The organism is Variovorax sp. Soil_C_12, assembly GCF_057657375.1.
The window spans coordinates 235537-260043 of record NZ_JBDGIO010000006.1 but is presented as its reverse complement, the minus strand read 5'-3'; the positions used below and the strand labels follow the sequence as shown (position 1 = coordinate 260043).

At 69.3% G+C, this 24507-nt stretch carries 26 protein-coding genes; 20 read left to right on the top strand and 6 right to left on the bottom strand.

Annotation, left to right across the window (positions count from 1 at the left end; all coding sequences use genetic code 11):
* Positions 1-58 precede the first annotated feature (58 nt).
* A complete protein-coding gene (locus AC3A6X_RS18375; RefSeq protein WP_487843533.1) occupies positions 59-1291 on the bottom strand; it encodes a CaiB/BaiF CoA transferase family protein in 1233 nt (410 codons plus the stop codon).
* 90 nt (positions 1292-1381) lie between these two features.
* On the bottom strand, positions 1382-2578 hold the full coding sequence (locus AC3A6X_RS18370; protein WP_487843532.1) for an acyl-CoA dehydrogenase: 1197 nt from the start codon (positions 2576-2578) through the stop codon (positions 1382-1384).
* A 174-nt stretch (positions 2579-2752) separates the two neighbouring features.
* On the opposite strand from AC3A6X_RS18370, the gene AC3A6X_RS18365 reads away from it, so the two are divergent.
* The 6 genes from AC3A6X_RS18365 to AC3A6X_RS18340 all read left to right on the top strand — a co-directional run bounded on the left by AC3A6X_RS18365 (position 2753) and on the right by AC3A6X_RS18340 (position 7657).
* Positions 2753-3676, top strand: a complete 924-nt coding sequence (locus AC3A6X_RS18365) for a LysR substrate-binding domain-containing protein (protein ID WP_487843531.1) — start codon at positions 2753-2755, stop codon at positions 3674-3676.
* A gap of 111 nt (positions 3677-3787) precedes the next feature.
* Entirely contained in the window at positions 3788-3952 is a 165-nt protein-coding gene (locus tag AC3A6X_RS18360; protein ID WP_309960442.1) for an FmdB family zinc ribbon protein, read from the top strand.
* Positions 3953-4122: 170 nt separating this feature from the next.
* The gene (locus AC3A6X_RS18355; protein WP_487843530.1) at positions 4123-4782 is read left to right on the top strand and encodes a peroxiredoxin; all 660 of its coding nucleotides are present in this window, start codon (positions 4123-4125) and stop codon (positions 4780-4782) included.
* A gap of 14 nt (positions 4783-4796) precedes the next feature.
* The gene (locus AC3A6X_RS18350) at positions 4797-5837 is read left to right on the top strand and encodes an MBL fold metallo-hydrolase (RefSeq protein ID WP_106561078.1); all 1041 of its coding nucleotides are present in this window, start codon (positions 4797-4799) and stop codon (positions 5835-5837) included.
* Positions 5838-5907: 70 nt separating this feature from the next.
* Entirely contained in the window at positions 5908-6723 is an 816-nt protein-coding gene (locus tag AC3A6X_RS18345; protein WP_487843529.1) for a phytanoyl-CoA dioxygenase family protein, read from the top strand.
* A 46-nt stretch (positions 6724-6769) separates the two neighbouring features.
* A complete protein-coding gene (locus AC3A6X_RS18340; RefSeq protein ID WP_487843528.1) occupies positions 6770-7657 on the top strand; it encodes a LysR substrate-binding domain-containing protein in 888 nt (295 codons plus the stop codon).
* A 13-nt stretch (positions 7658-7670) separates the two neighbouring features.
* On the opposite strand, the gene AC3A6X_RS18335 is transcribed toward AC3A6X_RS18340, so the two are convergent.
* Positions 7671-8477: a hypothetical protein gene (locus AC3A6X_RS18335; RefSeq protein ID WP_487843527.1), complete on the bottom strand. Its 807-nt coding sequence runs from the start codon at positions 8475-8477 to the stop codon at positions 7671-7673.
* A gap of 552 nt (positions 8478-9029) precedes the next feature.
* On the opposite strand from AC3A6X_RS18335, the gene AC3A6X_RS18330 reads away from it, so the two are divergent.
* Both AC3A6X_RS18330 and AC3A6X_RS18325 read left to right on the top strand, forming a co-directional pair.
* Positions 9030-9626: a hypothetical protein gene (locus AC3A6X_RS18330; RefSeq protein ID WP_487843526.1), complete on the top strand. Its 597-nt coding sequence runs from the start codon at positions 9030-9032 to the stop codon at positions 9624-9626.
* A gap of 17 nt (positions 9627-9643) precedes the next feature.
* A complete protein-coding gene (locus AC3A6X_RS18325; RefSeq protein WP_487843525.1) occupies positions 9644-10045 on the top strand; it encodes a phage holin family protein in 402 nt (133 codons plus the stop codon).
* 67 nt (positions 10046-10112) lie between these two features.
* Here AC3A6X_RS18325 and AC3A6X_RS18320 read toward each other — a convergent pair whose 3' ends face one another.
* A complete protein-coding gene (locus AC3A6X_RS18320; protein WP_487843524.1) occupies positions 10113-11327 on the bottom strand; it encodes an MFS transporter in 1215 nt (404 codons plus the stop codon).
* Positions 11328-11436: 109 nt separating this feature from the next.
* The gene (locus tag AC3A6X_RS18315) at positions 11437-13455 is read right to left on the bottom strand and encodes an acetoacetate--CoA ligase (RefSeq protein ID WP_487843523.1); all 2019 of its coding nucleotides are present in this window, start codon (positions 13453-13455) and stop codon (positions 11437-11439) included.
* A 99-nt stretch (positions 13456-13554) separates the two neighbouring features.
* Between AC3A6X_RS18315 and AC3A6X_RS18310 the strand changes: the two genes are divergently transcribed.
* The 10 genes from AC3A6X_RS18310 to AC3A6X_RS18265 all read left to right on the top strand — a co-directional run bounded on the left by AC3A6X_RS18310 (position 13555) and on the right by AC3A6X_RS18265 (position 22061).
* Positions 13555-14298: a TetR/AcrR family transcriptional regulator gene (locus tag AC3A6X_RS18310; RefSeq protein WP_487843522.1), complete on the top strand. Its 744-nt coding sequence runs from the start codon at positions 13555-13557 to the stop codon at positions 14296-14298.
* The gene (locus tag AC3A6X_RS18305; protein WP_487843521.1) at positions 14295-15239 is read left to right on the top strand and encodes an ABC transporter substrate-binding protein; all 945 of its coding nucleotides are present in this window, start codon (positions 14295-14297) and stop codon (positions 15237-15239) included. The genes AC3A6X_RS18310 and AC3A6X_RS18305 overlap by 4 nt, the downstream gene beginning before the upstream one ends.
* Positions 15236-16012, top strand: a complete 777-nt coding sequence (locus tag AC3A6X_RS18300; RefSeq protein WP_487843520.1) for an ABC transporter ATP-binding protein — start codon at positions 15236-15238, stop codon at positions 16010-16012. Before AC3A6X_RS18305 ends, AC3A6X_RS18300 begins: the two co-directional genes overlap by 4 nt.
* A complete protein-coding gene (locus AC3A6X_RS18295) occupies positions 16005-16787 on the top strand; it encodes an ABC transporter permease (RefSeq protein ID WP_487843519.1) in 783 nt (260 codons plus the stop codon). The genes AC3A6X_RS18300 and AC3A6X_RS18295 overlap by 8 nt, the downstream gene beginning before the upstream one ends.
* Positions 16788-16839: 52 nt before the next feature.
* Complete coding sequence (locus AC3A6X_RS18290) at positions 16840-17613, top strand: ABC transporter permease (RefSeq protein ID WP_487843518.1); 774 nt, start codon at positions 16840-16842, stop codon at positions 17611-17613.
* A gap of 16 nt (positions 17614-17629) precedes the next feature.
* Complete coding sequence (locus AC3A6X_RS18285; protein ID WP_487843517.1) at positions 17630-18439, top strand: cyclase family protein; 810 nt, start codon at positions 17630-17632, stop codon at positions 18437-18439.
* Positions 18436-19761, top strand: a complete 1326-nt coding sequence (gene fahA / locus AC3A6X_RS18280; protein WP_487843516.1) for a fumarylacetoacetase — start codon at positions 18436-18438, stop codon at positions 19759-19761. Before AC3A6X_RS18285 ends, fahA begins: the two co-directional genes overlap by 4 nt.
* A 93-nt stretch (positions 19762-19854) precedes the next feature.
* A complete protein-coding gene (locus AC3A6X_RS18275; protein WP_487843515.1) occupies positions 19855-20562 on the top strand; it encodes a phosphatase PAP2 family protein in 708 nt (235 codons plus the stop codon).
* Positions 20563-20595: 33 nt separating this feature from the next.
* Positions 20596-20850, top strand: a complete 255-nt coding sequence (locus tag AC3A6X_RS18270) for an acyl carrier protein (RefSeq protein WP_487843514.1) — start codon at positions 20596-20598, stop codon at positions 20848-20850.
* Positions 20847-22061, top strand: coding sequence for a beta-ketoacyl-[acyl-carrier-protein] synthase family protein (locus AC3A6X_RS18265; protein ID WP_487843513.1), 1215 nt, complete (start codon positions 20847-20849; stop codon positions 22059-22061). The genes AC3A6X_RS18270 and AC3A6X_RS18265 overlap by 4 nt, the downstream gene beginning before the upstream one ends.
* A gap of 40 nt (positions 22062-22101) precedes the next feature.
* On the opposite strand, the gene AC3A6X_RS18260 is transcribed toward AC3A6X_RS18265, so the two are convergent.
* Entirely contained in the window at positions 22102-22344 is a 243-nt protein-coding gene (locus AC3A6X_RS18260) for a DNA-directed RNA polymerase subunit alpha C-terminal domain-containing protein (RefSeq protein WP_068686305.1), read from the bottom strand.
* Between the two features lie 344 nt (positions 22345-22688).
* On the opposite strand from AC3A6X_RS18260, the gene AC3A6X_RS18255 reads away from it, so the two are divergent.
* Both AC3A6X_RS18255 and AC3A6X_RS18250 read left to right on the top strand, forming a co-directional pair.
* Positions 22689-23720 (top strand): ABC transporter substrate-binding protein, encoded by a 1032-nt coding sequence (locus tag AC3A6X_RS18255; RefSeq protein ID WP_487843512.1) that lies wholly within the window; start codon positions 22689-22691, stop codon positions 23718-23720.
* A gap of 4 nt (positions 23721-23724) precedes the next feature.
* Positions 23725-24507 (top strand): ABC transporter ATP-binding protein, encoded by a 783-nt coding sequence (locus AC3A6X_RS18250; protein ID WP_487843511.1) that lies wholly within the window; start codon positions 23725-23727, stop codon positions 24505-24507.

The window sequence follows — 24507 nt, the reverse complement described above, 5'->3', positions numbered from 1 at the left end:
CTATTCACCGCAAATAACGCGGTGAATAAGGCCTCCATTCGCCGCAACGGCAGTGCCTCTAGATCACGCCCGCATCGCGCAGCGCCGCGCGCTGTTGCTCGTCGAGCCCCATCTCCGCCAGCACCTCGTCCGTGTGCTGCCCGAGCGCCGGCGGCGCGTGCCGCAGCACGGGCGGCGTGCCCTGCAGGCGCAACGGGCTGGCGACGCCCACGATCTGTGCGATGCCGTCGCCGGCCTGGCGCGGCAGCGTCACCGCGAGGCCGCGCGCCTTGACCTGCTCGTCCTCGAAGGCCTGGGCGATGTTGTTGATCGGGCCGCAGGGCACGGCCTTGTCTTCCAGCAGCGCGATCCACTCGGCGGTGGTCCTGGTGCGCGTGACGGTCTCCATCATCGGGATCAGCACCTCGCGATGCCGCACGCGCAGGGTGTTGGTGGCAAAGCGCGGGTCGCTCGCCCATTCGGACTGGCCGGCCGCCTCGCAGAAGCGCGTGAACTGGCCGTTGTTGCCGATGGCCAGCAGCATCGCGCCGTCCTTGGTGTGGAAGTCCTGGTAGGGCGCGAGGCTCGGATGGCTGTTGCCCTGGCGCTCGGGCGCGACGCCGGTGTTGAGGAAGGCGCTGGCCTGGTTGGCGAGGATGGCCATGCCGACGTCGAGCAGCGCCATGTCGATGTGCTGGCCCTCGCCGGAGCGGTGCCGCACCTCGATCGCAGCCAGGATCGCCGTGGCCGCGTAGACGCCGGTGAAGAGGTCGGTGAGCGCCACGCCCACGCGCAGCGGGCCGCCGCCGGGCGCGTCGTCGGGGCGGCCGGTGATGCTCATCATGCCGCTGGTGGCCTGGATCATCAGGTCGTAGCCGGCGCGCGAGGCATGCGGGCCGTCATGGCCGAAGCCGGTCACGCTGCAGTACACCAGGCGCGGGTTGATGGCGCGCAGGCTCTCGTAGTCCAGCCCGTACTGCCTGAGGCCGCCGGTCTTGAAGTTCTCGACCACGATGTCGGCCTGCGCCGCCATCTTCTTGAGGAGCGCCTGCCCTTCCGCGGTCGCCATGTCGATGGTGACCGAACGCTTGTTGCGGTTGCAGGACGTGAAGTAGGTGGCCTGGTCGGTGTCGCGGCCCTGGGCGTCCTTCAGGAAGGGCGGGCCCCAGGTGCGCGTGTCGTCGCCGACGCCGGGGCGCTCGATCTTGACCACGTCGGCACCCAGGTCCGCGAGGATCTGCGTGCACCACGGGCCCGCGAGCACGCGCGAAAGATCGAGAACCTTGATGCCGTCGAGTGCTGCCGTGGCCATGTCAGGCCTCCCGCCGGGCCGCCCCAAGGGAGGCCTGCGCCCCCTCGGGGGGCAGCGAATACACGAAGTGATGAGCGTGGGGGCCCATGGTCAGTTGGCGAAGGCGGCGATGCCCGTGATGGCACGGCCGAGGATCAGCGCATGGATGTCGTGCGTGCCCTCGTAGGTGTTGACCACTTCCAGGTTGACCAGGTGCCGCGCCACGCCGAACTCGTCGCTGATGCCGTTGCCGCCCATCATGTCGCGCGCCAGGCGGGCGATGTCCAGTGCCTTGCCGCAGGAGTTGCGCTTGAGCAGGGAGGTGACCTCGACGGAAGCCGTGCCCTCGTCTTTCATGCGGCCCAGGCGCAGGCAGCCCTGAAGGCCCAGCGTGATCTCGGTCTGCATGTCGGCCAGCTTCTTCTGGACCAGCTGGTTGGCGGCGAGCGGGCGGCCGAACTGCTTGCGGTCCAGCGTGTACTGGCGGGCACGGTGCCAGCAGTCCTCGGCCGCGCCGAGCGCGCCCCAGGAGATGCCGTAGCGCGCGCTGTTGAGGCAGGTGAAGGGGCCCTTCAGGCCGCGCACTTCGGGGAAGGCGTTCTCCTCGGGGCAGAACACGTTGTCCATCACGACTTCGCCGGTGATGCTGGCGCGCAGGCCGACCTTGCCGTGGATCTCGGGAGCCGACAGGCCCTTCATGCCCTTTTCCAGCACGAAGCCGCGGATCGGGCCGACGGCGCCGCCCTCGCTCACTTCCTTGGCCCAGACCACGAAGACGTCGGCGATCGGGCTGTTGCTGATCCACATCTTGGCGCCGGTGAGCGCATAGCCGCCCGGCACCTTCTTGGCGCGGGTGACCATGCTGCCGGGGTCGGAGCCGTGGTCGGGCTCGGTCAGGCCGAAGCAGCCGATCCATTCGCCGGTGGCCAGCTTGGGCAGGTACTTCTGCTTCTGCGCCTCGGTGCCGAATTCGTTGATCGGCACCATCACCAGCGAGCTCTGCACGCTGGCCATCGAGCGGTAGCCGGAGTCGACGCGCTCGACTTCGCGCGCGATCAGGCCGTAGCAGACATAGTTCAGCGCGGGGCCGCCGTACTGCTCGGGGATGGTCGGGCCGAGCAGGCCCAGCTCGCCCATCTCGCGGAAGATCTTCGGGTCGGTCTTGCCGTTGCGGAAGCCTTCGAGCACGCGCGGTGCGAGCTGGCCCTGGCAGTAGGCGTGGGCGGCGTCGCGCACCTGGCGCTCTTCGCTGGTGAGCTGCTGGTCGAGCAGGAGGGGGTCGTCCCAATGGAATGCGGCGTGGGCCATGTGCGGTCTCCGGTGTAGGTGGCGGGGGTAGCTGATGCGATCCTAAGCGTCCGATCCTTTGAGCGCAAACGAAGATTCGGCACCCAGTTATGCGCTTTTCTCACTTCATCGCACAATGCCGGATCGAGCCTCATTGGCAAGCGGCCTCGATCAACTATGTAGCACCCGCATACCATGCGCCGAAGACTCCCTTCCACCCAGGCCCTGATCTGCTTCGAGGCCGCCGCCCGGCACGAGAGCTACACGCGCGCGGCGCAGGAACTCGCGCTGACGCAGAGCGCGGTCTCGCGCCAGATCACGGCGCTGGAGGACTTCCTGGGCATGGCGCTGTTCCGCCGCACCCGCCACGGCGTGGCGCTCACGCCGGCCGGCGCCGACTACGCACGCCAGACCGCGCGCCAGCTCGACAGCATGGAGCGCGACACGCTCGACGCCATGGCGCGCCAGGGCCTGGGCGGCGCGCTGCAACTCGCGGCGGTGCCGACCTTCGCCACCCGCTGGCTGATCCCGCGGCTGCCGGACTTCGCCGCGAAGCACCCCGACATCACGGTCCACATCGACACGCGCACCCGCCCCTTTCTCTTCAACGACACGCCCTTCGACGCCGCCCTCTACGCCGGCACGCCCGCGCAGGCCGCCAACTGGGCCGGCACGCACTCGGTCCTGCTGCTGCACGAGGACGTGCTGCCGGTGTGCAGCCCGGCCCTGCTCGGCGCCAAGGCGCAGCTGTCGCCGGCCGCGATCGCGCGGATGCCGTTGCTGCAGCAGAGCACCCGTCCCGACGGCTGGGCTCAGTGGTTCGACGCCCAGAAGGTGGACGCACCGCGCGCGCGCAGCGGTCCGCGCTACGAGCTGTTCTCGATGATCGCGGTCGCTGCCGCGCACGGCCTGGGCCTGGCGCTCATGCCGCGCATGCTGATCGAGCCCGAGCTGGCGCGCGGCGAGCTGATCGTGGCCTGCGACCGCCCGCTGCGGGCGGAGCGAGGGTATTTCCTGGTCACGCCGGCCAGCGCGGACGAGCGGCCCGCGCTCGCGGCCTTTCGCGGCTGGCTGGCGGCGCAGGCCTCGGCCGAGGCCAACGCCGCCGCGCGCCGCTGAACGGCTGGCCCCCGGTGCTCGTTGGGTTTAGCATCGGCCCCGTGCACCGGAGCCCGCTGGCCTGCGGGGCGAAATCGCCGCCTCCGGCCGTCATCACGATGGAGACGCGCCATGCCTACCTATCAGTACCGCTGCCAGAAGTGCGGCGAGGTGTTCGAACACGCCGAGCACATCGCGGAGCATGAGACCGTGCAGCTGCGCTGCCCCAAGTGCGGCAGCGACTCGGTAGAGCACAAGCCGACGCAGTTCTTCGCGAAGACCTCCAAGAAGAGCTGAGCCGAGCGGCGCCACGGCGCCCGCCCTTGTGCGCCGCGGCAAAGGCCCGCGCCTCGTGCTGTCACGGAACCGACGCTGGCATCCGGCGCGCCAGTCTTCTATGCTGTGAGTCTTGCCGTCCGGCGCGGCAACAGCGTTTGTCGTCAGTCATTCTTTTCAGAGGAGCGAACATGTCACTGCGCATCAACGACGAGGCCCCCAACTTCAAGGCCAAGACCACCAAGGGGGACATCGACTTTCACCAATGGATCGGCGACCAATGGGCGGTCCTGTTCTCCCACCCCAAGGACTTCACGCCGGTATGCACCACCGAGCTGGGCTACATGGCGAAGATCGAGCCCGAGTTCACCAAGCGCAACGCCAAGCTGATCGGCCTGAGCATCGACCCGGTGGACGCCCATGACCGCTGGTCCGACGACATCGAGGAAACGCAGGGCCACCGGCCCACCTACCCGATGATCGGCGACACCGACCTCGCGGTGGCCAAGCTCTACAACATGCTGCCGGCCGAGGAGCCGGGCACCTCCGAGGGCCGCACCGCCGCGACCAACGCGACCGTGCGTTCGGTCTTCGTCATCGGCCCCGACAAGAAGATCAAGCTGATGCTGACCTACCCGATGACCACCGGCCGCAACTTCGACGAGATCCTGCGCGTGCTCGACTCCATGCAGCTGACCGCCAAGCACAAGGTCGCGACGCCGGTGAACTGGAAGCAGGGCGAGGACGTGATCATCGCCGGCTCGGTCTCCGACGACGATGCCAAGAAGCTCTTCCCCGGCGGCTGGGAGTCGCCCAAGCCCTACCTGCGCGTGGTGAAGCAACCCGGCTGAGCCCGGCGGGCCGCATGGTCTTCGAGCAGGTCGCGACCGGCGGCTGCCAGTCCTACCTGGTCGGCTGCGAGCAGAGCTGCGGCGCCGCGTTGATCGACCCGGAGCTCAGCCAGATCGACCACTACCTGGGCCTGGCGGCGCGCCACGGCGTGCGCATCCGCTACCTGATCGACACCCACACGCACGCCGACCACTTCTCCGCCACCCGCGAGCTGGCGCGCCAGCTCAAGGTGCCGGTGGTGATGCACCGCGCCAGCCCGGCACCCTTCGTCGAGCTCCGGCTGGCCGACGGCGAGATGCTGGTGCTTGGCAAGCTCAGGCTCTCGGTGCTGCACACGCCGGGCCACACGGCCGACTCGATGTGCCTGCAGGTGGAAGACCGCCTGTTCACCGGCGACACGCTGCTGATCGGCGCCACCGGCCGCACCGACCTGCCGAGCGGCGATCCCGAGGCGCTTTACGACAGCCTCTTCAACCGCGTGCTGCGCCTGGACCCGGCGCTCAAGGTCTGCCCGGCGCACGACTACAAGGGACGCACGCACTCGACCATCGGCGACGAGCTGGCGACCAACCCGCGCCTGCAGAAACGCGAGCGCGCCGAGTTCGTCGAAATGATGAGGAGTCTCAACCTCACCATGCCCACCCATGTGACCGAGGCGCTGCGCACCAACATGAGCGGCGGCAAGACGGTGGCGCGCCTGCTGGCCGAGGCGGGCGCGACGGTGCCCTTCATGTCGCTGGCCGAGCTCAAGGCGCGCGTGGAGGCGGGCGAGGACGACCTGATCGTGCTCGATGTGCGCGAGCGCGACGCCTACGAGGCCGGCCATGTGCCGGGCGCGCGCCTGCTGCCGCGCGGCCAGCTGGAGCTGCGCGTCAACCAGGACCTGCCCGATCCGACGCGGCGCATCCTGAGCTGCTGCGAGCTGGGCTACATCTCGACACTGGCGGCGGCCACGCTGCGCGACATGGGCTTTCTGCACGCGGTCGCCCTCGACGGCGGCATGAAGGCGTGGCGCGAGGCGGGCTACCCGGTGAAGACCGGAAAAGAGCCCTAGCCAGGCGAGCCCGCCCATCGCAGGCGCAGCGGCTCTCGTGCCGCCCACGACAAAGTGAGACAACACAGCCATGGCCCGACTTTCCCCCGACGAGATCGCCCACTACCAGCGTGAAGGCTGGGTCATCCCCGAGTTCCGCCTGTCGCCGCGTCGCGTGGCGCAGATGCACGATGCGCTCAACGAGCTGATTCACCGCAACCCCGGCGTGCGGCCCGAGAAGCTCGTCTCGGCCCACATCGAAGGCGACAACGGCGAAGGCGTGCGCGGCAGCCGGGAGTTCCTCGACCTGGCGATGGACCGAGAGATCGTCGAGCTGGTCTCCGGCGTGATCGGCGAGGACGTGATCCTCTGGGGCTGCCACGTCTTCTGCAAGCCGGCCAGCGAAGGCTTCGAGACGCCCTGGCACCAGGACGGCCACTACTGGCCAATCCGCCCGCTGGCCAACTGCACGGTGTGGGTGGCGCTGGAGCCGTCGACGCGCGCCAATGGCTGCCTGCGCGTCATTCCGCGCTCGCACCGCGGCGGCGTGCTGCATCCGCACCTGCACGAGGAGCGTCAGGACCTGACGCTCAACCAGCGCATGGCCGCCGGCAGCTTCGACGAAGCCGCGGCGGTGGATCTGGAGCTGCAGCCCGGCCAGATGTCGCTGCACGACGTCTACATGATTCACGGCGCCCGCGCCAACACCTCGAACCAGCGGCGCACCGGCGTCGCGCTGCGCTACATGCCATCGACCTCGGTATTCGAGCGCGACCTCCGGCCGGCGGACGGCAAGACCGGCGTGGCGGTGAACTTCGCGCAGCGGCCCCTGTGGCTGCTCAGGGGCGTGGACCGCAGCGGGCGCAACGACTTCGAGGTGGGCCACCGCCGGCACGGCGCCGGCTGACGGCGCGCCGGGCCAGGGCTGAGACGCCCGTGCTACGGTCGGCGCCATGCGATTCGACCTGACCGACCTGCGCCTCTTCGTCAACGTGGTGCAGGCCGGCACGATCACCGGCGGCGCGGAGCGCACGCACATGACGCTGGCCTCCGCGAGCGAGCGGGTGCGCGGCATGGAGGCCGACATCGGCGTCGCGCTGCTGCTGCGCGACCCGCGCGGCGTGCAGCCCACCGAGGCCGGCCGCACCCTGCTGCACCACGCGCGCGCGGTCCTGCTGCAGATGGAGCAGATGCAAAGCGAGCTGGGCGAGTACGGTGCGGGCCTCAAGGGCCATGTGCGCCTGCTGTGCAACACATCCGCCCTCACCGAACACCTGTACGAGGCCCTCAGCGGCTTCCTGGCGCACCATCCGCACATCTCGGTCGACCTGGAGGAGCGCGCGAGCCACGAAATCGTGGACGCGCTGCGCAACGAACTCGGCGACCTCGGCATCGTCTCGGACGCGGTGGACCTGGCCGGGCTGGAGGCCTTCACCTTCCGGCAGGATCACCTGGTGCTGGTGGTGCCGCGCGGCGATGCGCTGGCCAGGCGGCGGCGCGCCGCGCTGCGCGAGGTGCTGGACCGCGAGTTCGTCGGCCTGGGCGGCGCCGCCCCCCTGCAGGAACTGGTGTCGCGCAACGCCCTGCGGCTGGGCCGACGGCTGGCCTACCGCGTGCGGGTGCGCAACCTCGAAGCGGTGTGCCACATGGTCGGGCAGGCCGTGGGCGTCGGCGTGGTGCCGCAAGCGGTGGCCGCACGCTGCGCGAAGTCGATGGCGATCGCGTGCATCGCGCTGACCGATCCCTGGGCGGTGCGCAACCTGGCGGTCTGCGTGCGCCGCAGCAATGCCCTGCCCGCCAATACCCAGCTGCTGCTGCGCCACCTGCTGGGCAGCAGCTGAGCGGAGCCCGCGCTCAGGCGAGCGCTGCCAGGCCGCTCGTCGGCACGCTGGCGTCGGCCGAGGTGCTTTCCTCGCCGGCCAGGACCGCCGACGCATGGATCTTGTCGTGCTGGTGCAGCCAGGGAATGGTCTCGTCCTTGCGCAGCATGGCCAGCTCGCGCTCGTAGAAACTCATCAGCTCGGCGCCGGTGCTGTGCGACAGGTACAGCCGCATGTCGTGCTCGGCGATGCCCAGGTAGCCGTCCAGCACCAGCTCGACGTGCAGGTGGTGCAGGCCGCTGGCGCGCAGGTTCATGCCGGAGAGGTAGAGGGCTTCGGCCGTCATGGCGGTGGACATGGCCAGGGTGCCGCGGGTGCGCAGCAGGGCCTCGGCCTGAGTGATGCGGGCGATGAAGCCGGCGAGGTTGTGGCCGCGATAGCGCGGGTGCACCCAGCCTGCGCCGATGTAACCGAAGAGCGCGTGGGGATGGAGCTTGGGTCCCGTCTCCGGCAGCCAGCCCTCTTTCTGCTTGCAGCGGTAGAGCGCCCCCTCGTTATAGGCCTCCCCGACGCGACGGACTGCGCTGCCGTTCTGCATGGTCCGGAAGCCGCTGAGGGCCACGGGCGCGTTGCCGTCGTCGAAGCAGACCCAGAAGTTGTAGGGGTTGGCGTCCTTGGGGTCGTCGATCACGAAAGGCAACTGAACGTAGCCGGTTCCAGTGGCCGCCTCGTAGGTTTTCAGCAGCACCGAGAGATCGTCACCGAAACTGACGTTCAGGCCGGATTCCTCCAGCTGCTGCACGAGTTGATCCTGGTATTCGGTGATCTCGGAGAGTTGCATGACTTTGTCCTTGAGAGTGATGACGGGTGCCGAGGGGGCCTGCCCAGGCCCTCCACGAGCCGTAACAAGCGAATTTCCGACAACGGATTGCGCATTACTCCACTTGCACAGACATGATGCAAGTTGTATGTGACGCTCGTCCAAAAAGTAGTTGGGCGGAGAATACGAAGTGTTACGTTAAGTAATCACCTTTTCATTTGCAACGAGTTCGTGCTAATGCTTTTGTGTACTCCTGAAAGCAGCGCTGACCGGGACCCTGTCTTCACCGCTCGGGACGCCCGGAGGTCGAAGAGGTCGGCGAACCCCGCGCCGTCCCTGCGCGGCCAACCCGGAACCTGCACCGCGCCTGCGTCCAGACATGATGCGGCCTCGCAGCGCCGGCTGTGTAAGCCAAAGCTATACACAGCCACCGGCGCTATAGGCCGTATGGGGGAAGACGCCCTTGCGCCGGCCATCCATCATCGGTAATTGCCCGCAGAAATCGACGAAATCGTTGATCAAGAGCGCCTGCAAGGGCATGCGCCGAACTACAGTGGGGCACCCAAGGGAATCATGACCAGAGCGAAATTGCGAATCACGGGGCCGCACTCGAGCCCCTATGTGCTGGGCGAGCCGATGTACCTGTACGACGGGTCGCTTCACATCGCGACCCTGGACCCGGTTCCGGTGAACCGCGAAGGCACCGAGGTTCACATCGAGCACTTCACGCCGACCGCCGTCGTCACGCAGCAGAAGCTGGAGATCAGCAAGCTGGCGCTGGTGGAGATGGTGTATTTCATCGCCGAGAACTTCACCTCGGTCCAGGCCATCAGCCTGTCGCTGAGCCGCCAGGTCGAAGGCTACGGCGACGGCATGCGGCTCGCCGGCGCCCGTTCGGCCTTTCTGCAGAGCCTGGGTGCCAGCCACATCGTGATCGCGCCCAAGCCCAACGCCGAGCACATGGGCCACTTCATCGTCAGCGGACTGTGGGAGTACAACCCCGTGAACCTCGAGGCGCTCGCCTCGGTGCTGCGGCACGAGCGCGACACCTACTACGGCGGGCGGACTGCGACGGCCGAAGAAGCGCGCCGCCCGGGCCTGGGCGCGTGGGTGCGGCGCTTCATTCCCGGGGCAGCGCAACGCACCGGCACCGACGACGGCGAGCGCTGAGGCCGCACGGGAAACCGATGCTGAGCACCCTGGCGGCCTTTCTCCTCCACTGGGCCATCATCGCCCTCTCGCTCTGGGTGGCCAGCCACATCTTCAGCGGCATCCGCTTCGAAAGCACCTCGGCGCTGGTGGTCTCCGCGCTGCTGCTCGGCTTTGCCAACGCGATCGTCAAGCCGGTCCTGATCCTGCTGACACTGCCGCTGACCTTGCTGACCTTCGGCCTGTTCCTGCTGGTGATCAACGCGCTGGTGCTGCTGCTGGTGGCGGCGCTGGTGAAGGGCTTCAGGGTCTCGGGCTTCTGGACCGCCCTCTTCGCCAGCCTCTTCGTCTCGCTGCTGAGCATCGTCTTCGGCGCGCTGGTCGGCGGCAGCGATCCGGCCACCACCATCCAGATGCCGGACAGCGGCAACTGGCTGTAGGTTAGCCCTTGCTTCGCGTGCGTGCGGCGCAGCTCCGCGCGCGGCCGGTCCCCGGCTCCAGGCCCGCTCAGCGGCTCGCGCTCGCCGCCACGGCACGCAGGCGCCCGCGCTCGCTGGCCAGCGACCAGCCGAACACGCCGAGACCCGCCAGCGCCAGCAGCGCGCCGACCCAGCCGGTCGAGGTCCAGCCCAGGCCCGCCGTGATGGCGACGCCGCCCAGCCAGGCCCCGAGCGCATTCGCCATGTTGAAGGCCGAATGGTTGAGGGCTGCGGCCAGCGTCTGCGCGTCGCCGGCGACGTCCATCAAGCGGATCTGCAACGCCGGGCCGATGGCGACGATGGTGCCGATCAGGAATACGTTGAGCGCGGCCGTCGCCACATGGTGGGCCGCGAAGGAAAAGGTGGTGAGCACCAGCGCGGCCCACACCAGCAGGCCGCCGATGGTGGGCATCAGCGCCTTGTCCGCCAGCCGCGAGCCGACCAGGTTGCCGCCCACCATGCCGCAGCCGAAGAGCGCGAGCACCAGCGGCACGCCGCCCAGCGGCAGGCCCGCTACCTCGGTGAGCGTGGGCTTGATGTAGCTGAAGACCGCGAACATCCCGCCGAAGCCGATCGCACCGATGCCCAGGGTGAGCCAGACCTGCTTGCGCCTGAGCGCGCCCAGCTCGCGCAGCGGGCTGGCGCCCGAGGGTGCGGCCAGGTCCGGCAGGTCGCGCCGCAGCATCGCCATCGCGAGCACGGCGATCAGGCCGACGAAGACGAAGGCCGCGCGCCAACCGAAGTGCTGGCCCAGCCAGGCCGCGATGGGCACGCCGACCAGCGTGGCGCCGGTGAGCCCCAGCATCACCAGCCCGACGGCGCGCGCCCGCCGGTTTGGCGGCGCCAGCGCCGCAGCCACCAGGGCCGCCACACCGAAGTAGGTGCCGTGCGGCAGGCCGCTGGCGAAGCGCAGCAGGTTCAACGAGAGGTAGCCGGGCGCCAGGGCACTGGCGAAGTTGCCGGCAGCGAACACGGCCATCAGCGCGATGAGCAATGCGCGCCGGGCCCAGCCGGCGGCCAGCACCGCGAGCACCGGTGCGCCGATCACCACGCCCAGCGCATAGGCGCTGATCACATGGCCGGCCTGCGGGATGGTGGTGCCGATGTCGCGTGCGACCTCGGGCAGCAGGCCCATGATGACGAACTCGCCGGTGCCGATGGCGAAGCCTCCGACGCCGAGCGCCAGCATTGCGCGCGCAAAGCCGGGTGTGGATACAGAAGCAGGCAGGGAGGGCGCGGACATGGGCGGCGGGGACGGCGGGGGACGGCGGGTTAGGTATTAACCCTAGACCCGCGCGACCTTAGCACGCCCCACCCACCCTTGCTGCACTGCGGCAATTTCAGCCGCGGGCTCACGCGCCGCTCTTGTGCGCTCCGCCCCGCTGCGCCGCGAAGTCCACGTACCAATCCAGGCTGCCCGGGTTGGCCATGGCCTCGCGGTTCACGACCTTCTCGATCGGCTGGCCCAGCAGCAGCTTCTTGATCGGCAGCTCCTGCTTCTTGCCCGAGAGGGTGCGCGGGATCTCCGCCACCTGGAAGATGTCGTTGGGCACGAAGCGCGGCGAGAGCCGGGTCTTGATCGTGCCCTCGATCTTCGCGCGCATCGCCGCATCGAGCGCGACGCCGGGCCGCAGCACGACGAACAGCGGCATGTAGCTCTCGCGGCCCAGGTACTCCAGGTCCACCACCATCGAGTCGAGCACTTCGGGCAGGCCCTCGACCGCGCTGTAGATCTCGCTGGTGCCCATGCGCAGGCCCTGGCGGTTGATGGTGGCGTCGCTGCGGCCGTAGATGATGCAGCCGCCGTCCTCGCCGATCAGAAGCCAGTCGCCGTGCCGCCACACGCCCGGATAGGTGTCGAAGTAGCTCGACAGGTAGCGCGCGTTGCCTTCGTCGCCCCAGAAGCACAGCGGCATCGCCGGGATCGGCTTCGTGCACACCAGTTCGCCGACCTCGCCGATCACCGGCTGCCCCTGCTCGTTCCAGGCCTCGACCGCAGCGCCGAGAAAGCGGCACTGCATCTGCCCCGGCACCTCGGGCAGCTCGCGGTTGCCGCCGACGAAGGCGCCGCAGAAGTCGGTGCCGCCCGAGATGTTGTACCACCAGACCTCGGGCGCGCCGGCCGCGCGCAGCTGCGCCGTACCCCAGCGCTGAACCTCCTCGGACAGCGGCGATCCCGTGCTGCCGAGCGCGCGCACCCGCGAGAGGTCGCCAGAGGCCTTGGCCTCGAGCCCGGCCTTCATGCAGTTGGAGAAATAGGCTGCGCCGGCGCCGAAGAAAGTGACCTTGTGCCGTGCCACGAAGCGCCACAGCACGCCCCAGTCGGGCTTCTCCTTGCTGCCGGATGGATTGCCGTCGTAGATGCACACGGTGGTGCCGAAGGCCAGGCCCGAGAGCTGAGAGTTCCACATCACCCAGCCGGTCGAGCTGTACCAGTGGTAGCGCTCGCCGAAGTTGTTGGCGCCGTAGCTCGGGCCCAGGTCGTGGTGCAGGCCGCAGGCGTACATGGTCAGCAGGATGCCGCCCTGCCCATGCACGATGGGCTTGGGCAGGCCGGTGGTGCCGCTCGAATAGACGATCCAGATCGGATGGTCGAAGGGCAGCCATTCGGGCTCGAAGGCCGCGGTCTCGCGGTCGTCTCGCGCGACGGCCTCGCTCCAGGCGGCCTCGGCCGGGATCTGCTGTGCCGCGAAGGGCGTGCGAAGCAGCAGCAGCTTCTCGACGCTGGGCAGCGCGGCACGCAGTTCCTGCACCACCGCGCTGCGGTCCAGCGCCTTGCCGCCGTAGTGCACGCCGTCGGCCGCGATCAGCAGCCGGGGCTCGATCTGGCGGAAGCGGTCGACCACCGCGGCCGTGCCCATGTCGGGCGCGCACAGGCTCCACACCGCGCCGATGCTCGAGCAGGCGAGGAAGGCCACCATCGTCTCGGGCACGTTGGGCAGATAAGCCGCGACGCGATCGCCGCGCTGCACGCCCAGCGCACGCAGCGCGAGCGCGCAGGACGCGACCTGCCGGCGCAGCTCGGGCCAGGAGATCTCGCGCACCTCGCCCAGCTCGTTCTCGCTCACGATCGCCGGCATGCCGGCCGCATGCGCCGCATCGACATGGCGCAGCACCTCATGCGCGTAGTTGACCTGCGTGCCGGGGAACCAGCACGCACCGGGCATGCGCGCATCGGCCAGCGCAACCGTCGGCGGCGCGGGCGAGCGGATGCCGCTCCAGTCCCAGACGCTGCGCCAGAAGGCCTCGAGGTCGGTGACCGACCAGCGCCACAGCGCGTCGTAGGAATCGAAGGCCAGGCCGCGCTGCTCGCGCAGCCAGTCCTGGTAGAGGCGGATTTGGGGAACGCAGGGGGTGGAGGTGGGTTTCACCGTTGCAGCCTAACGCGCCTGCGCCTGTGCCTTCAATGCGGGAAAGCACAGGGTTTGCACTGCTGTACAAGAACTTTGTACGCTTGTTCAATACAGCGCATGGTTTCACGTGCGCCCCGCGCTGCCCCTCTTCATCGATCACCGCAGCGTGCCGCAGGCGCAGCCGCCGCGGCCGAGGGCGCGCGGCCCGACCGCCGCCATGCGATTCTGCTGGCTGCCGAAAAGCTCTTCGCCCAACACGGCTACCACGCCGTGACGATCCGCCAGATCGCCGATGAGGCGGGCGTGCCGCTGGCGCTGGTCGGCTACTACTACGGCCCCAAGCACGAGCTCTTCCACGCGATCTTCGAGCACTGGAGCCACACCATCGAGGAGCGCCTCGCGGGCTTGCGCGCGGTGCCCATCGACCCCGATTACGCGCGCACGCTGCCGCGCATCATCGAAGCCTTCACCGCGCCCGTGCTCGCGCTGCGCGCCAGCGCCGAGGGCGAGTACTACGCGCTGCTCGTCGCCCGCGAGCTCTACCACGCGACCGAGGAGGCCGACCGCGTGCTGCGCGGCTACTTCGATCCGCTGGCCGAGGCCTACATCGACGCGCTGCACCTCGCGCTGCCGCATGCCACGCGCGCCCAGGCGGCCTGGGGCTACCAGTTCGCGCTGGGCACGCTGCTGCACCACCTGAACGACAACCGCATCGAGCGGCTCTCGCGCGGCGAAAACCGGCGCAGCGACCCGGCGGTCGCGCCGATGCTGGTGAACTTCATCGTCGGCGGCCTGCGCGCGGCACTGCCTCGCCCCCGGGCCGCGCAGAAAAAGCCCATGACCAGGAGACACAAGCCATGATGAATCGACGCACCCTGCTCGCGGCGCTGGCCGCCGCTTCCGGCACGGCCGCGCTGCCCGCGCGGGCGCAGGCCGGCACCCGGATCGTGTTCGGCTACACCGCGGTGACCGATTTCGCATCGGTCTTCGTGGCGGCCGAGGAGGGCTACTTCAAGAAGCGCGGGCTCGATGTCGAGCTCAAGTTCATCCCGCTCAACTCCACCATTCCGGCCGCGCTGCAGTCCGACTCGCTGCAGATCGGCGGACCCACGCCCTCGGTCTTCCTGCAGGCGGTGGACGGCGGGATGGACCTGGTGCTGGTGGCCGGCGGCGGGCTCACTTCCAAGACCATGACCGGCTTCGGCCTGGTGGCGCGCGCAGGCGCGGGCATCAAGACCCCGCAGGACTGCATCGGCAGGAAGGTCGGCGTGCCCGGCCTGGGCGCCTTCCTGCACGTGACCTTCCGCGCCTACCTCAAGGACCAGGGCGTGGACTACCGCAAGGTCAACTTCGTCGAGGCCGCCTTCCCGCAGCACGCGGACCTGCTGCGCGGCGGCTCGGTCGATGCGGTGGTGTCGGCCGATCCGTTCATGAGCCGCATCACCGACAGCGGCGCGGGCTACGTGGCGTCGTACTACTCGACCTTCCTGCCCGAGGGCAAGCAGACCATCGTGCATGCGGCCAAGCGCGAATGGGTGCAGAAGAACCCCGAGGCCGCGCGCGCCTTCCGCGAGGCGGTGCAGGAAAGCGGCGCCTTCATGCAGCAGCCGAAGAACGATGCCCGTGTGCGCGCCAGCATCGGCAAGTACATCAAGCTGCCGCCGGAGGTGCTGGCCAAGGTCCAGATCTCGCCGCCCGGCCCTGTAGTCAGCGAGAAGCAGATGGCCTACTGGGTCGAGCTGATGAAGGAGCAGGAGATGCTCAAGACCCCGATCGACGTGACGAAGCTGGTCGCCAAGTGAGCGCGGAACTGCTGAGCGTCGAAGGCGTGCGCATCTGCTACGGCGCGCGCGAGGTGCTGTCGCCGACCTCCTTCGAGGTGGCGCGCGGCGAGTTCGTGTGCATCGTCGGCCCCAGCGGCTGCGGCAAGACCACGCTGCTGCGTGCGGCCAGCGGCCTGGTGCGCGCCACGGCCGGCGAAGTGCGGCGCAACGGGCGGCCGATGACGGAGCCTTCGCGCGAGGTGGCCTTCGTGTTCCAGGACTATGGCCGCGCGCTGCTGCCCTGGCGCACGGTGGCGGGCAACGTGGCGCTGGCACTGGAGGCGGCCGGCGTGCCCAGGCACCAGCATGCGCCGCGCATCGCCGAGGTGCTGGCCAAGGTCGGGCTCGCCGCGCATGCGCAGAAGTTCCCGGTGCAGCTCTCCGGCGGCATGCAGCAGCGCACCCAGATTGCGCGCTGCCTGGCGCAGCAGCCCGAGCTGATGATGATGGACGAGCCCTTCGGCGCGCTGGATGCGCTCACGCGCCAGAGCCTGCAGGACGAGCTCGCGCGCCTGGTGCGCGAGGATGGGCTCACCGTGCTCTTCGTCACGCACGACCTGGAGGAGGCCATCTACCTCGGCGACCGGGTCATCGCGCTGCAGGCCGACCCGGGGCCCGGGCGGCCCAGCCTGGCGCGCATGATCGAGGTGAACATCCCGCGGCCGCGCGACCAGCTCACGGCCAAGGAGCATCCCGAGTTCCTGCGTTTGCGGCGCGAGCTCTTCGCCTTCATCGAGCAAAGCCATGACTGACGAAGGCGCGAGGCGCGGCCTGCTGCCGCTGTTGCGGCCCTGGGTCTTCCCGGCCCTGCTGCTCGCCTTCTTCGAGTGGTACGCACGGCGCGCCGTCGCGCTGGGCAGCGAAGCGCTGGCCCCGCCGAGCGCCGCGCTCGAGGCCTTCGCCGGCGCGGCGCTGGACGGCTCGCTGTGGCAGGCCACGGGCTTCACGCTGGGCACGGCCGCGCTGGGCCTGCTGCTGGGTGCCGTGCTCGGCGTCGCGCTGGGCATCGTGCTGGGGCTGTCGCGCCGCGCCGCGCAGCTGGGCGGGCTCTCCATCGAGGTACTGCGGCCGGTACCCTCGGTCGCGCTGATCCCGTTGTCGATGCTGATGTTCGGCTTCGGCGTGCGCATGGAGCTCGCCATCGTCGCCTTCGCCACCTTCTGGCCGATGCTGGTCCTGGTGCAGTCGGCGGCGCAGCAGGTGGAGCCGCGCCTGCTCGAGCTCAGCCGCGTGCTCGGCCTCTCGGCGCGCGACCGCGCCTTCAAGATCGTGCTGCCGGCCATCGTGCCGCGCCTGTTCGTCGCGCTGCGTCTCGGCGTGGCGGTGGCGCTGGTGGTCGCGGTCACGGTGGAGATCGCGGCCAATCCTCACGGCATGGGCTACGCGATGATGATCGCGCAGCAGAGCTTCGACCCGGCGCTGATGCTGGCCTGGCTGGGCTGGATCGGCGTGGTGGGCTTCGCGGTCAACGCGGCCATGCTGCGGCTGCAGCGGCATGTGGCGCGACGCATGGGGAGCGCGCCATGAGACGCCGGGCCGTTCCCAAGGCGAATACCGCAGCCGAAAGCGAAGGTAGTCCATGACCGCGCGCATCCACGGCTGGCTGGGCTCGACCGCCCTGCTCGCGGCGCTGGTCGCGCTGTGGTGGGTGGCAAGCAACGCAGGCTGGGTCAGCCGCGTCTTCCTGCCGACCCCGCAGGCCACGCTCGCCAGCCTGGCCGAGGGCTTGAACCTCGGCGGCGGCGCCAACGGAGAGCTGCTGGCCTTCACCGGCGCCACGGTGCTGCGCATGCTGGAGGGCTGGCTGCTCGCCTCGCTGTTCGGCGTGCTGCTGGGCGCCGCCATCGGTGTCTCGCCGGCCGTGCGGGCCTGGGTGCAGCCCACGCTGGAATTCATCCGGCCGCTGCCGGCCTCGGCACTGCTGCCGCTCGCGATCTCGATCTTCGGCCTCAACCCGGGCATGGTGCTCTTCGTGGTCGCCTTCGGCGCCATGTGGCCGGTGCTGCTGGCGACCGTGCACGGCTTCGCCGCCGTCGAGCCGCGCCTCGCGGAAGTGGCGCGCTGCCTGCAGATGCCACGCGCCGCCTTCATCTGGAAGATCGGGCTGCCCAACGCCATGCCCGACATCCTGGCCGGCATGCGGCTGGCGCTGACCATCTCGCTCATCGTGGCGGTGGTCGGCGAGATGATCGCCTCGCAAAGCGGCCTGGGCCAGGCCATCCTGCTCGCGGCGCGCGCCTTCCGCGCGAGCGATCTCTTCGCCGGGATCGTGCTGCTGGGCCTGATCGGCTTCGCCAGCAACGCGCTGCTCGCCCTCGCCGAGAACAAGCTGCTGAGCTGGCAGCGCCCCTGAAGAAAAGGAAGCCCCCATGACCCGCACATTCGTCGACCTGTCGATCTTTCTCGAGAACGACGTGCTCTCCGATCCGCCCGCCTTCGCGCCGAAGATCCAGTACTTCACGCACGAGCAGACCTACGAGCAGATCGAGCCCTTCTTTCCCGGCCTCAAGAAGGAAGACCTGCCCGATGGCGAGGGCTGGGCCGTGGAGTTCGTGCAGCTCTCGACCCACAACGGCACGCACCTCGATGCGCCCTACCACTTCCACTCGACCATGGACAAGGCGCTCGGCGACAAGAAGCCCGCGATCGCCATCCACGACGTGCCGTTGGAATGGTGCTTCCAACCCGGCGTGAAGCTGGACTTCCGCCACTTCGCGGACGGCTACGTGGTGACGGCCGACGACGTGGACGCGGAGCTCAAGCGCATCGGCCATGCGCTCAAGCCGCTGGAGATCGTGGTGGTCAACACGCGCGCCGGCTCGCGCTACGGCCACAGCGACTACGTCTCGGCCGGCGCCGGCATGGGCTACGAGGCCACCATGTACCTGCTGGAGCGCGGCGTGCGCCTTACCGGCACCGACGCCTGGAGCTGGGATGCGCCCTTCGTCCATACCGCGAAGAAGTACGGCGAATCGAAAGACGCCTCGCTGATCTGGGAGGGCCACAAGGCCGGCCGCGACATCGGCTACTGCCACCTCGAGAAGCTGCACAACCTCGAGGCGCTGCCGGCCGACGGCTTCTTCATCAGCTGCTTCCCGCACAAGATCCGCGGCGCCTCGGCGGGCTGGACGCGCGCGGTCGCGATCTTCGACGACGCGCTGATGGCCAGCGCGGGGTGAACGCCATGCTCAACCACACGCACGATCCCGCAGCGCGCAGCTGGCTGGCTTCGGCCCAGGCCGAGGGCTGCGACTTCCCGATCCAGAACCTGCCCTACGCGGTGTTCCGCCGCACCGGCAGCCGCGAGCCCTACCGCGCCGGCGTCGCCATCGGCGACCAGGTGCTGGACCTCGGCGCCCTCGCCGTCGGCCGGCAGCTCGAAGGCGCTGCGCTCGATGGGGCGCGCGCCTGCGCCACCTCCGCACTCAACGAATTCTTCACGCTCGGCCCCAGCGTGTGGCGTGCGCTGCGCCATGCCCTGTTCGCGCTGCTGAAGGACGATGCGGCCCCCGCGCTTGCCGAGGCCGTGCGCGGCTGCCTGGTCCCGCAGGCCGAGGCCGAGTTCAAGCTGCCCGCCAACGTCGGCGACTACACCGACTTCTACACCTCGATCGACCATGCGCTCAACGTCGGGCGGCTGCTGCGTCCGGAGGACCCGATCACGCCCAACTTCCAGTGGATCCCGATCGCCTACCACGGCCGCGCCTCCACACTGGGCGTGAGCGGCCAGCGCTTCCACCGGCCGATGGGGCAGGCCCTGCCGCCGGGCGCGAAGGCGCCGGTCTACGGGCCCTGCGCGCGGCTGGACTACGAGCTCGAGCTCGCGATCTACATCGGCAAGGGCAACGCACCCGGCGAGCAGATCCCGCTGGCGAAGGCGGAGCAGCACATCTTCGGCATCGGCCTGCTCAACGACTGGTCGGCGCGCGACATCCAGTTCTGGGAGATGGCGCCGCTCGGCCCCTTCCTGGCCAAGAATTTCGCGACCACGGTTTCGCCGTGGATCGTGACGCTGGAGGCGCTGGCGCCTTACCGCCTGCCGTGGACGCGCCCCGCGCAGGACCCGCAGCCGCTGGCCTACCTGGAAGACGAGGCCAACCGCGCGGCCGGCGCCATCGACATCCGGCTCGAGGTCTGGCTGGAGAGCGAGAAGGCGCGCGCCGAAGGCAGCGGCCCGGCCCGCCTGTCGTCCACCAGCTTCAAGCACCAGTACTGGAGCATCGCGCAGATGGTGGCGCACCACACGGTGGGCGGCTGCAGCCTCAACGCGGGCGACCTGTTCGGCAGCGGCACCATCTCGGGCCCGGGGCCGGGCGAGGCCGGCGCGATCATCGAGCTCACGCATGGGGGCCAGAAGCCCATCGCGCTGCCCAACGGCGAGGAGCGCCGCTTCCTCGACGACGGCGATGCGGTGCTGCTGCGCGGCTGGTGCGAGAAGCCGGGCCATGCGCGCATCGGCTTCGGCGAGAGCCGGGGCATGGTGCTGCCGGCGCGGGGTTAGGAGGGAGGGTATCGTGCCGGCACGAAAACAGGCATGCTCGGTGCTCGTGCCGCAAACGATGAACGACGTCGACGCACGCTCATCCACTTGCACATGCCCTCTTCCGCACCCCCGCACTGGACTTCCGAGCTCGGCTTTCGCATCCGCCATCTGCTGGCCCTGAAGATCGTGGGCGTCACGGTCTTCACCTGGCTCTTCTTCATCGGCTACTTCCAGCTGCTGCGCCATCCGGTGCATGCGATGACGGTGATGCCGCTCACGGCGCTCGACCTGCTGGTCCCCTTCCAGCCCGAGATGCTCATCGCGTATTTCTCGCTGTGGTTCTACGTGGGCCTGGCGCCCGGGCTGCAGCGCAGCTTCAGCGAGCTGGTGGTCTACGGCTTGTGGGTCGGCGCGCTGTGCCTCAGCGGCCTGGCCCTGTTCCACTTCTGGCCGACGCAGGTGCCGCCGCTCATGGCCGGCGGCTCGGACTTCCCCGGCTTCGCACTGATGCAGGGCGTGGACGCGCCCGGCAACGCCTGCCCTTCGATGCACGTGGCGGTCGCGATCTTCACCGCCATCCGGGTGGACGACGTGCTGCACCGCACGCGAACGCCCCTGTCGCTGCGCCTCACCAACTGGCTCTGGTTCGCCGCGATTGCTTATTCGACGCTGGCCGTGAAGCAGCACGTGGTGCTGGACGCGCTGGCCGGCGCGCTGCTGGGCATCGCGTTTGCATGGCCCTCGATGCGCTGGCGGCCGACGCCCGGCGCCAGGGCCTCTGCAGTCTTCGGGGGAGCGGATATCATCCCTCACAGATGACCCTTGGCCCCCCGTGAAGACGGACACCGCCCAATGAGTTCGCTTAAAGAATTACAGGATCTGATCCAAGAGAAATACGGCCTCGACCCCGCGGCGCTCGACCCCCACGCGTCGATGCGCGACAAGGGCATGGATTCACTGACACTGGTCGAATTCGTGTTCGCCGTCGAAGACCATTTCAAGATCTCGATGCCCGACCAGGACGTGAACATCGACACGCTCGCCGAGCTGGCCGCCATGGTCGACAAGGCCCTGGCTGCTCAGGCCGCACCCGCCCAGGCCAAGTGAGCGCCGTGCAGGTCGCCGTCACCGGGCTGGGCGTCGTGAGCCCGCATGGCGACGATGCGGGCGCGATGTTCGACGCGCTGATGCGCGGCGAGTCGGCCGTTCAGCCCGTCTTCCCCGATCTGCCCAAACCCACCGCCGCCGCGCTCGCGCCCCTCGACGCCGCCCGCTGGTTCACCAAGCTTCAGCTGGCCGGTGTCGACCGCGTGAGCCAGCTCGCCGTGGCGGCCGCCGAGCTCGCGGTGCAAGACGCCGGCGCGCTGGGCGATGCCGATCCCGAACGCATCGGCGTCTACGCCGGCTGCGGCATGGGCGGCGCCGCGGCGCTCGAGGCCGCCTACCGCGGCGCCAATGCGCGCATGCCGCCGCTGACCATTCCCGCCTTCATGCCCAACGCGCCGGCCGCGCAGGTGGCGATGCGCCGGCAGGCGCAGGGGCCGGTGCTCACCTACTCGGTGGCCTGCGCTTCATCGGGCGTCGCCATTGCCGAGGCGGCCAAGGCCGTGCAGCGCGGCGAGGTCGACATCGCCATCGCCGGCGGCAGCGAGGCGCTGGTCGTGCCCGGCGTGGTGCTCGCCTGGCAGGCCATGCAGACGCTGGCCGCCTTCGCGCCGGGCGAGGCGGCCCGCGCCGTCCGCCCCTTCGCGAGCGACCGCAGCGGCTTCGCGCTCGGCGAGGGCGCCGCCTTCGTGGTGCTGGAGTCGGCCGAGCGTGCCCGCGCCCGCGGCGCGCGCGCCTACGCGCAACTGGCCGGCTGGGGCATCGGCTGCGACGCCGCGCACCTCACCAAGCCCGACGCGGCGGGCCAGGCCCGTGCCCTGCGCGCCGCCCTGCGATCGGCCGGGCTCGCGCCGCACGACGTGGGCTACTGCAATGCGCACGGCACCGCCACGCGCATCGGCGACGTGGTCGAGCGCAATGCGCTGGCGGAGGTCTGGGGCGAGGCCGCGCTCGACGATCTGCAGGTGAGCTCGACCAAGGCGCTGCACGGCCACCTCCTCGGCGCCGCCGGCGCGCTGGAGGCGGTGATCACCGTGCTGGCGCTGCACCGGCAGCAGTTGCCGCCCAATGCCCATTGCACGGAGGTCGATCCGGAATGCCGGCTCAACCTGGTGCCGCAGCAAGGCGCCGCGGCGCCGCGGCTGGAAGCCGCGATCAGCAACTCGTTCGCCTTCGGCGGAACGAATTCGGTGCTGTTGTTCCGCCGCGCTTGATGCGCGCCTTGCTCCCTTTCCCCTTGGGATAGAGAGAAGATCAGTCCGCCAGCCGCAGCCCACGCCGGTTCATGCTTTCCACGATCTCCCGCAGCGAATTGCGGCCCAGCCGCGAAAGCACGAAGAGCTTTTTAGCCGGCACGCGGGTCACATCGCGGACCGTATGCAGCTGGTTGAGGCGCAACACGTTGGTGGTGCGAAGCGAGAGCTTCAGGACTTCGATGTCGGCATCCAGCAGCGACTCCGTCGCGGGCCGGACTGCGATGGCTTGACCATCATCCATGGGGGTGTCTCCGGGAAACGATGGCTGGAACTTGCACAGTTCATGCCATCGGCCCGCCACCTTGGCGCACCGAGGTTTTCACTGGAAAAGATGCCACGCAAGGCTGAAATCCAAGCAGGCGAAATGCCTTCATTTCAGGCATTTGTCTTGCCAGCACACAGGGTTTTCCAGAGGGCTCTCCGAGCTAATTTTTAGCGCACCCGTTGCGAAAAACGGTGCTTGGAGGCAACGCCTCCGGCTCCTAGCATTCCTGTCATGACGTCTTCGCCGTCGCATGTTTCGCGACATCGAAGGCCCAGGTCGACGCTTTCATTTTTCCTGTCTCCAACGCAAAGGAATCTGCCATGGCCAATCTCCGGGATCCCGGTCGCCGCCGCCTTCTCAAGACCTCGCTCATCGCCGCCGGCCTCGGCAGCGGCGGCCTGCTCTCCATCGACGCGCTGGCCCAGGGCAAGGCAAAGATCAACATGCAGCTCGGCTGGATCGTCGGCGTCAACCAGATCGGCGAGGTCGTGGCCAAGCGGCTGGGCTTCTACGAGCAGGAGGGCATCGACTTCGCGATCCAGCCGGGCGGGCCCAACATCGACGGCGTGGCCATCGTCGCCTCCGGCCGCTACGAGGTCGGGCAGGTGTCGTCCAGCCCCTCGGTGATGCTGGCGGTGTCGCAAGGCCTGCCGATCAAGTGCTTCGCCATCGGCGCGCAGAAGCATCCCTTCACCTTTTTCTCGCTGGCCAAGAACCCGGTGCGCAAGCCCTCCGACCTGGTCGGCAAGAAGGTGGGCATTCCGTCCACCGCGGCCATCCTGCTGCGCGCGCTCCTGGCGAAGAACAAGATTCCCGAGAAGGACGTCAAGGTCGTCACCGTCGGCTCCGACATGGCGCCGCTCCTGACCGGCCAGGTCGACGTGGTCACCGGCTGGCTGACCAGCACGACGGCGCTCAAGATGCTGGGCCCCGACCGCATCGACCTCACGCTGTGGGACGCCGGCGTGCAGCTCTACGCCCTGCCCTACTACGCCTCGACCAAGACGCTGGAAACGCAGCCCAAGGTGATCGAGGCCTTCCTGCGCGCCACGGCGAAGGGCTGGCAGCACGTGCGGGCCAACCGCGACCAGGCGGTGGAGCTGCTGGTCAAGGAGTACCCCAACCTCAAGGCGGAGGACGAGCGCGTGGCGGTCGACGTCATGCTCGACTACAGCTTCGGCGGCCTCGCGCAGACGCAGGGTTGGGGTGCGATGGACCCCGCCGTCTGGCAACAACAGATCGCGACCTATTCGGAGCTGGGCCAGTTCACCGCCCGCACGCCGAAGGTGGAGGACGTGATCACGCTCGACGCGCTCAAGGCGACCACGGGCCTGCGCATGGGAAAGGCCTGACCCCATGGCCGCCGTCATGAACGCCACGCCGGCGATCTCCTGCCGCGACATCGGCATGCGCTTCTTCACCGAGCGCCGCGATGTCACCGCGATCAAGAGCCTGGACCTCGACGTCGCGCAAGGCGAGTTCCTGACCTTGCTCGGCCCCTCGGGCTGCGGCAAGTCCACCTTCCTGCGCGTGGTGGCGGACCTGCTCGAGCCCAGCCGCGGCCGCATCGAGGTGCTCTCCACCAGCCCGCTGGCCGCGCGCAAGAACCGCGATATCGGCTTCGTCTTCCAGGACGCGGCGCTGCTGCCCTGGCGCACCGCGCTGCAGAACGTGGAGCTGCCACTGCAGGTGGGCGGGGGTGCCAGCCGCAAGGGCCGCCGCTCGCCGAAGGAGCTGCTGGAGCTGGTCGGCCTCAAGGACAAGGCCAACGCCTGGCCGCACGAGTTGTCGGGCGGCCAGCGCCAGCGCGTGTCGATCGCGCGGGCGCTCGCCAGCGATCCGAAGATCCTGCTGATGGACGAGCCCTTCGGCGCGCTCGACGAGATCACGCGCGACCGCCTCAACGAGGAGATCCGGCGCGTGTGGAAGGAAACCGGCGTGACCATCCTCTTCGTCACCCACAGCATCCACGAGGCCGCCTTCCTGGGCCAGCGCGTGCTGATGCTGGCGGCGAATCCGGGCCGGGTGCGCGAGATCGTTCCCGTCGACATGCCCGAGGACCGCACGCTGGACATCCGCGAGACCCCCGAATTCGTGCGCCTCACCGCCCATCTGCGGCGCGTGCTGGAAACCTGCTGA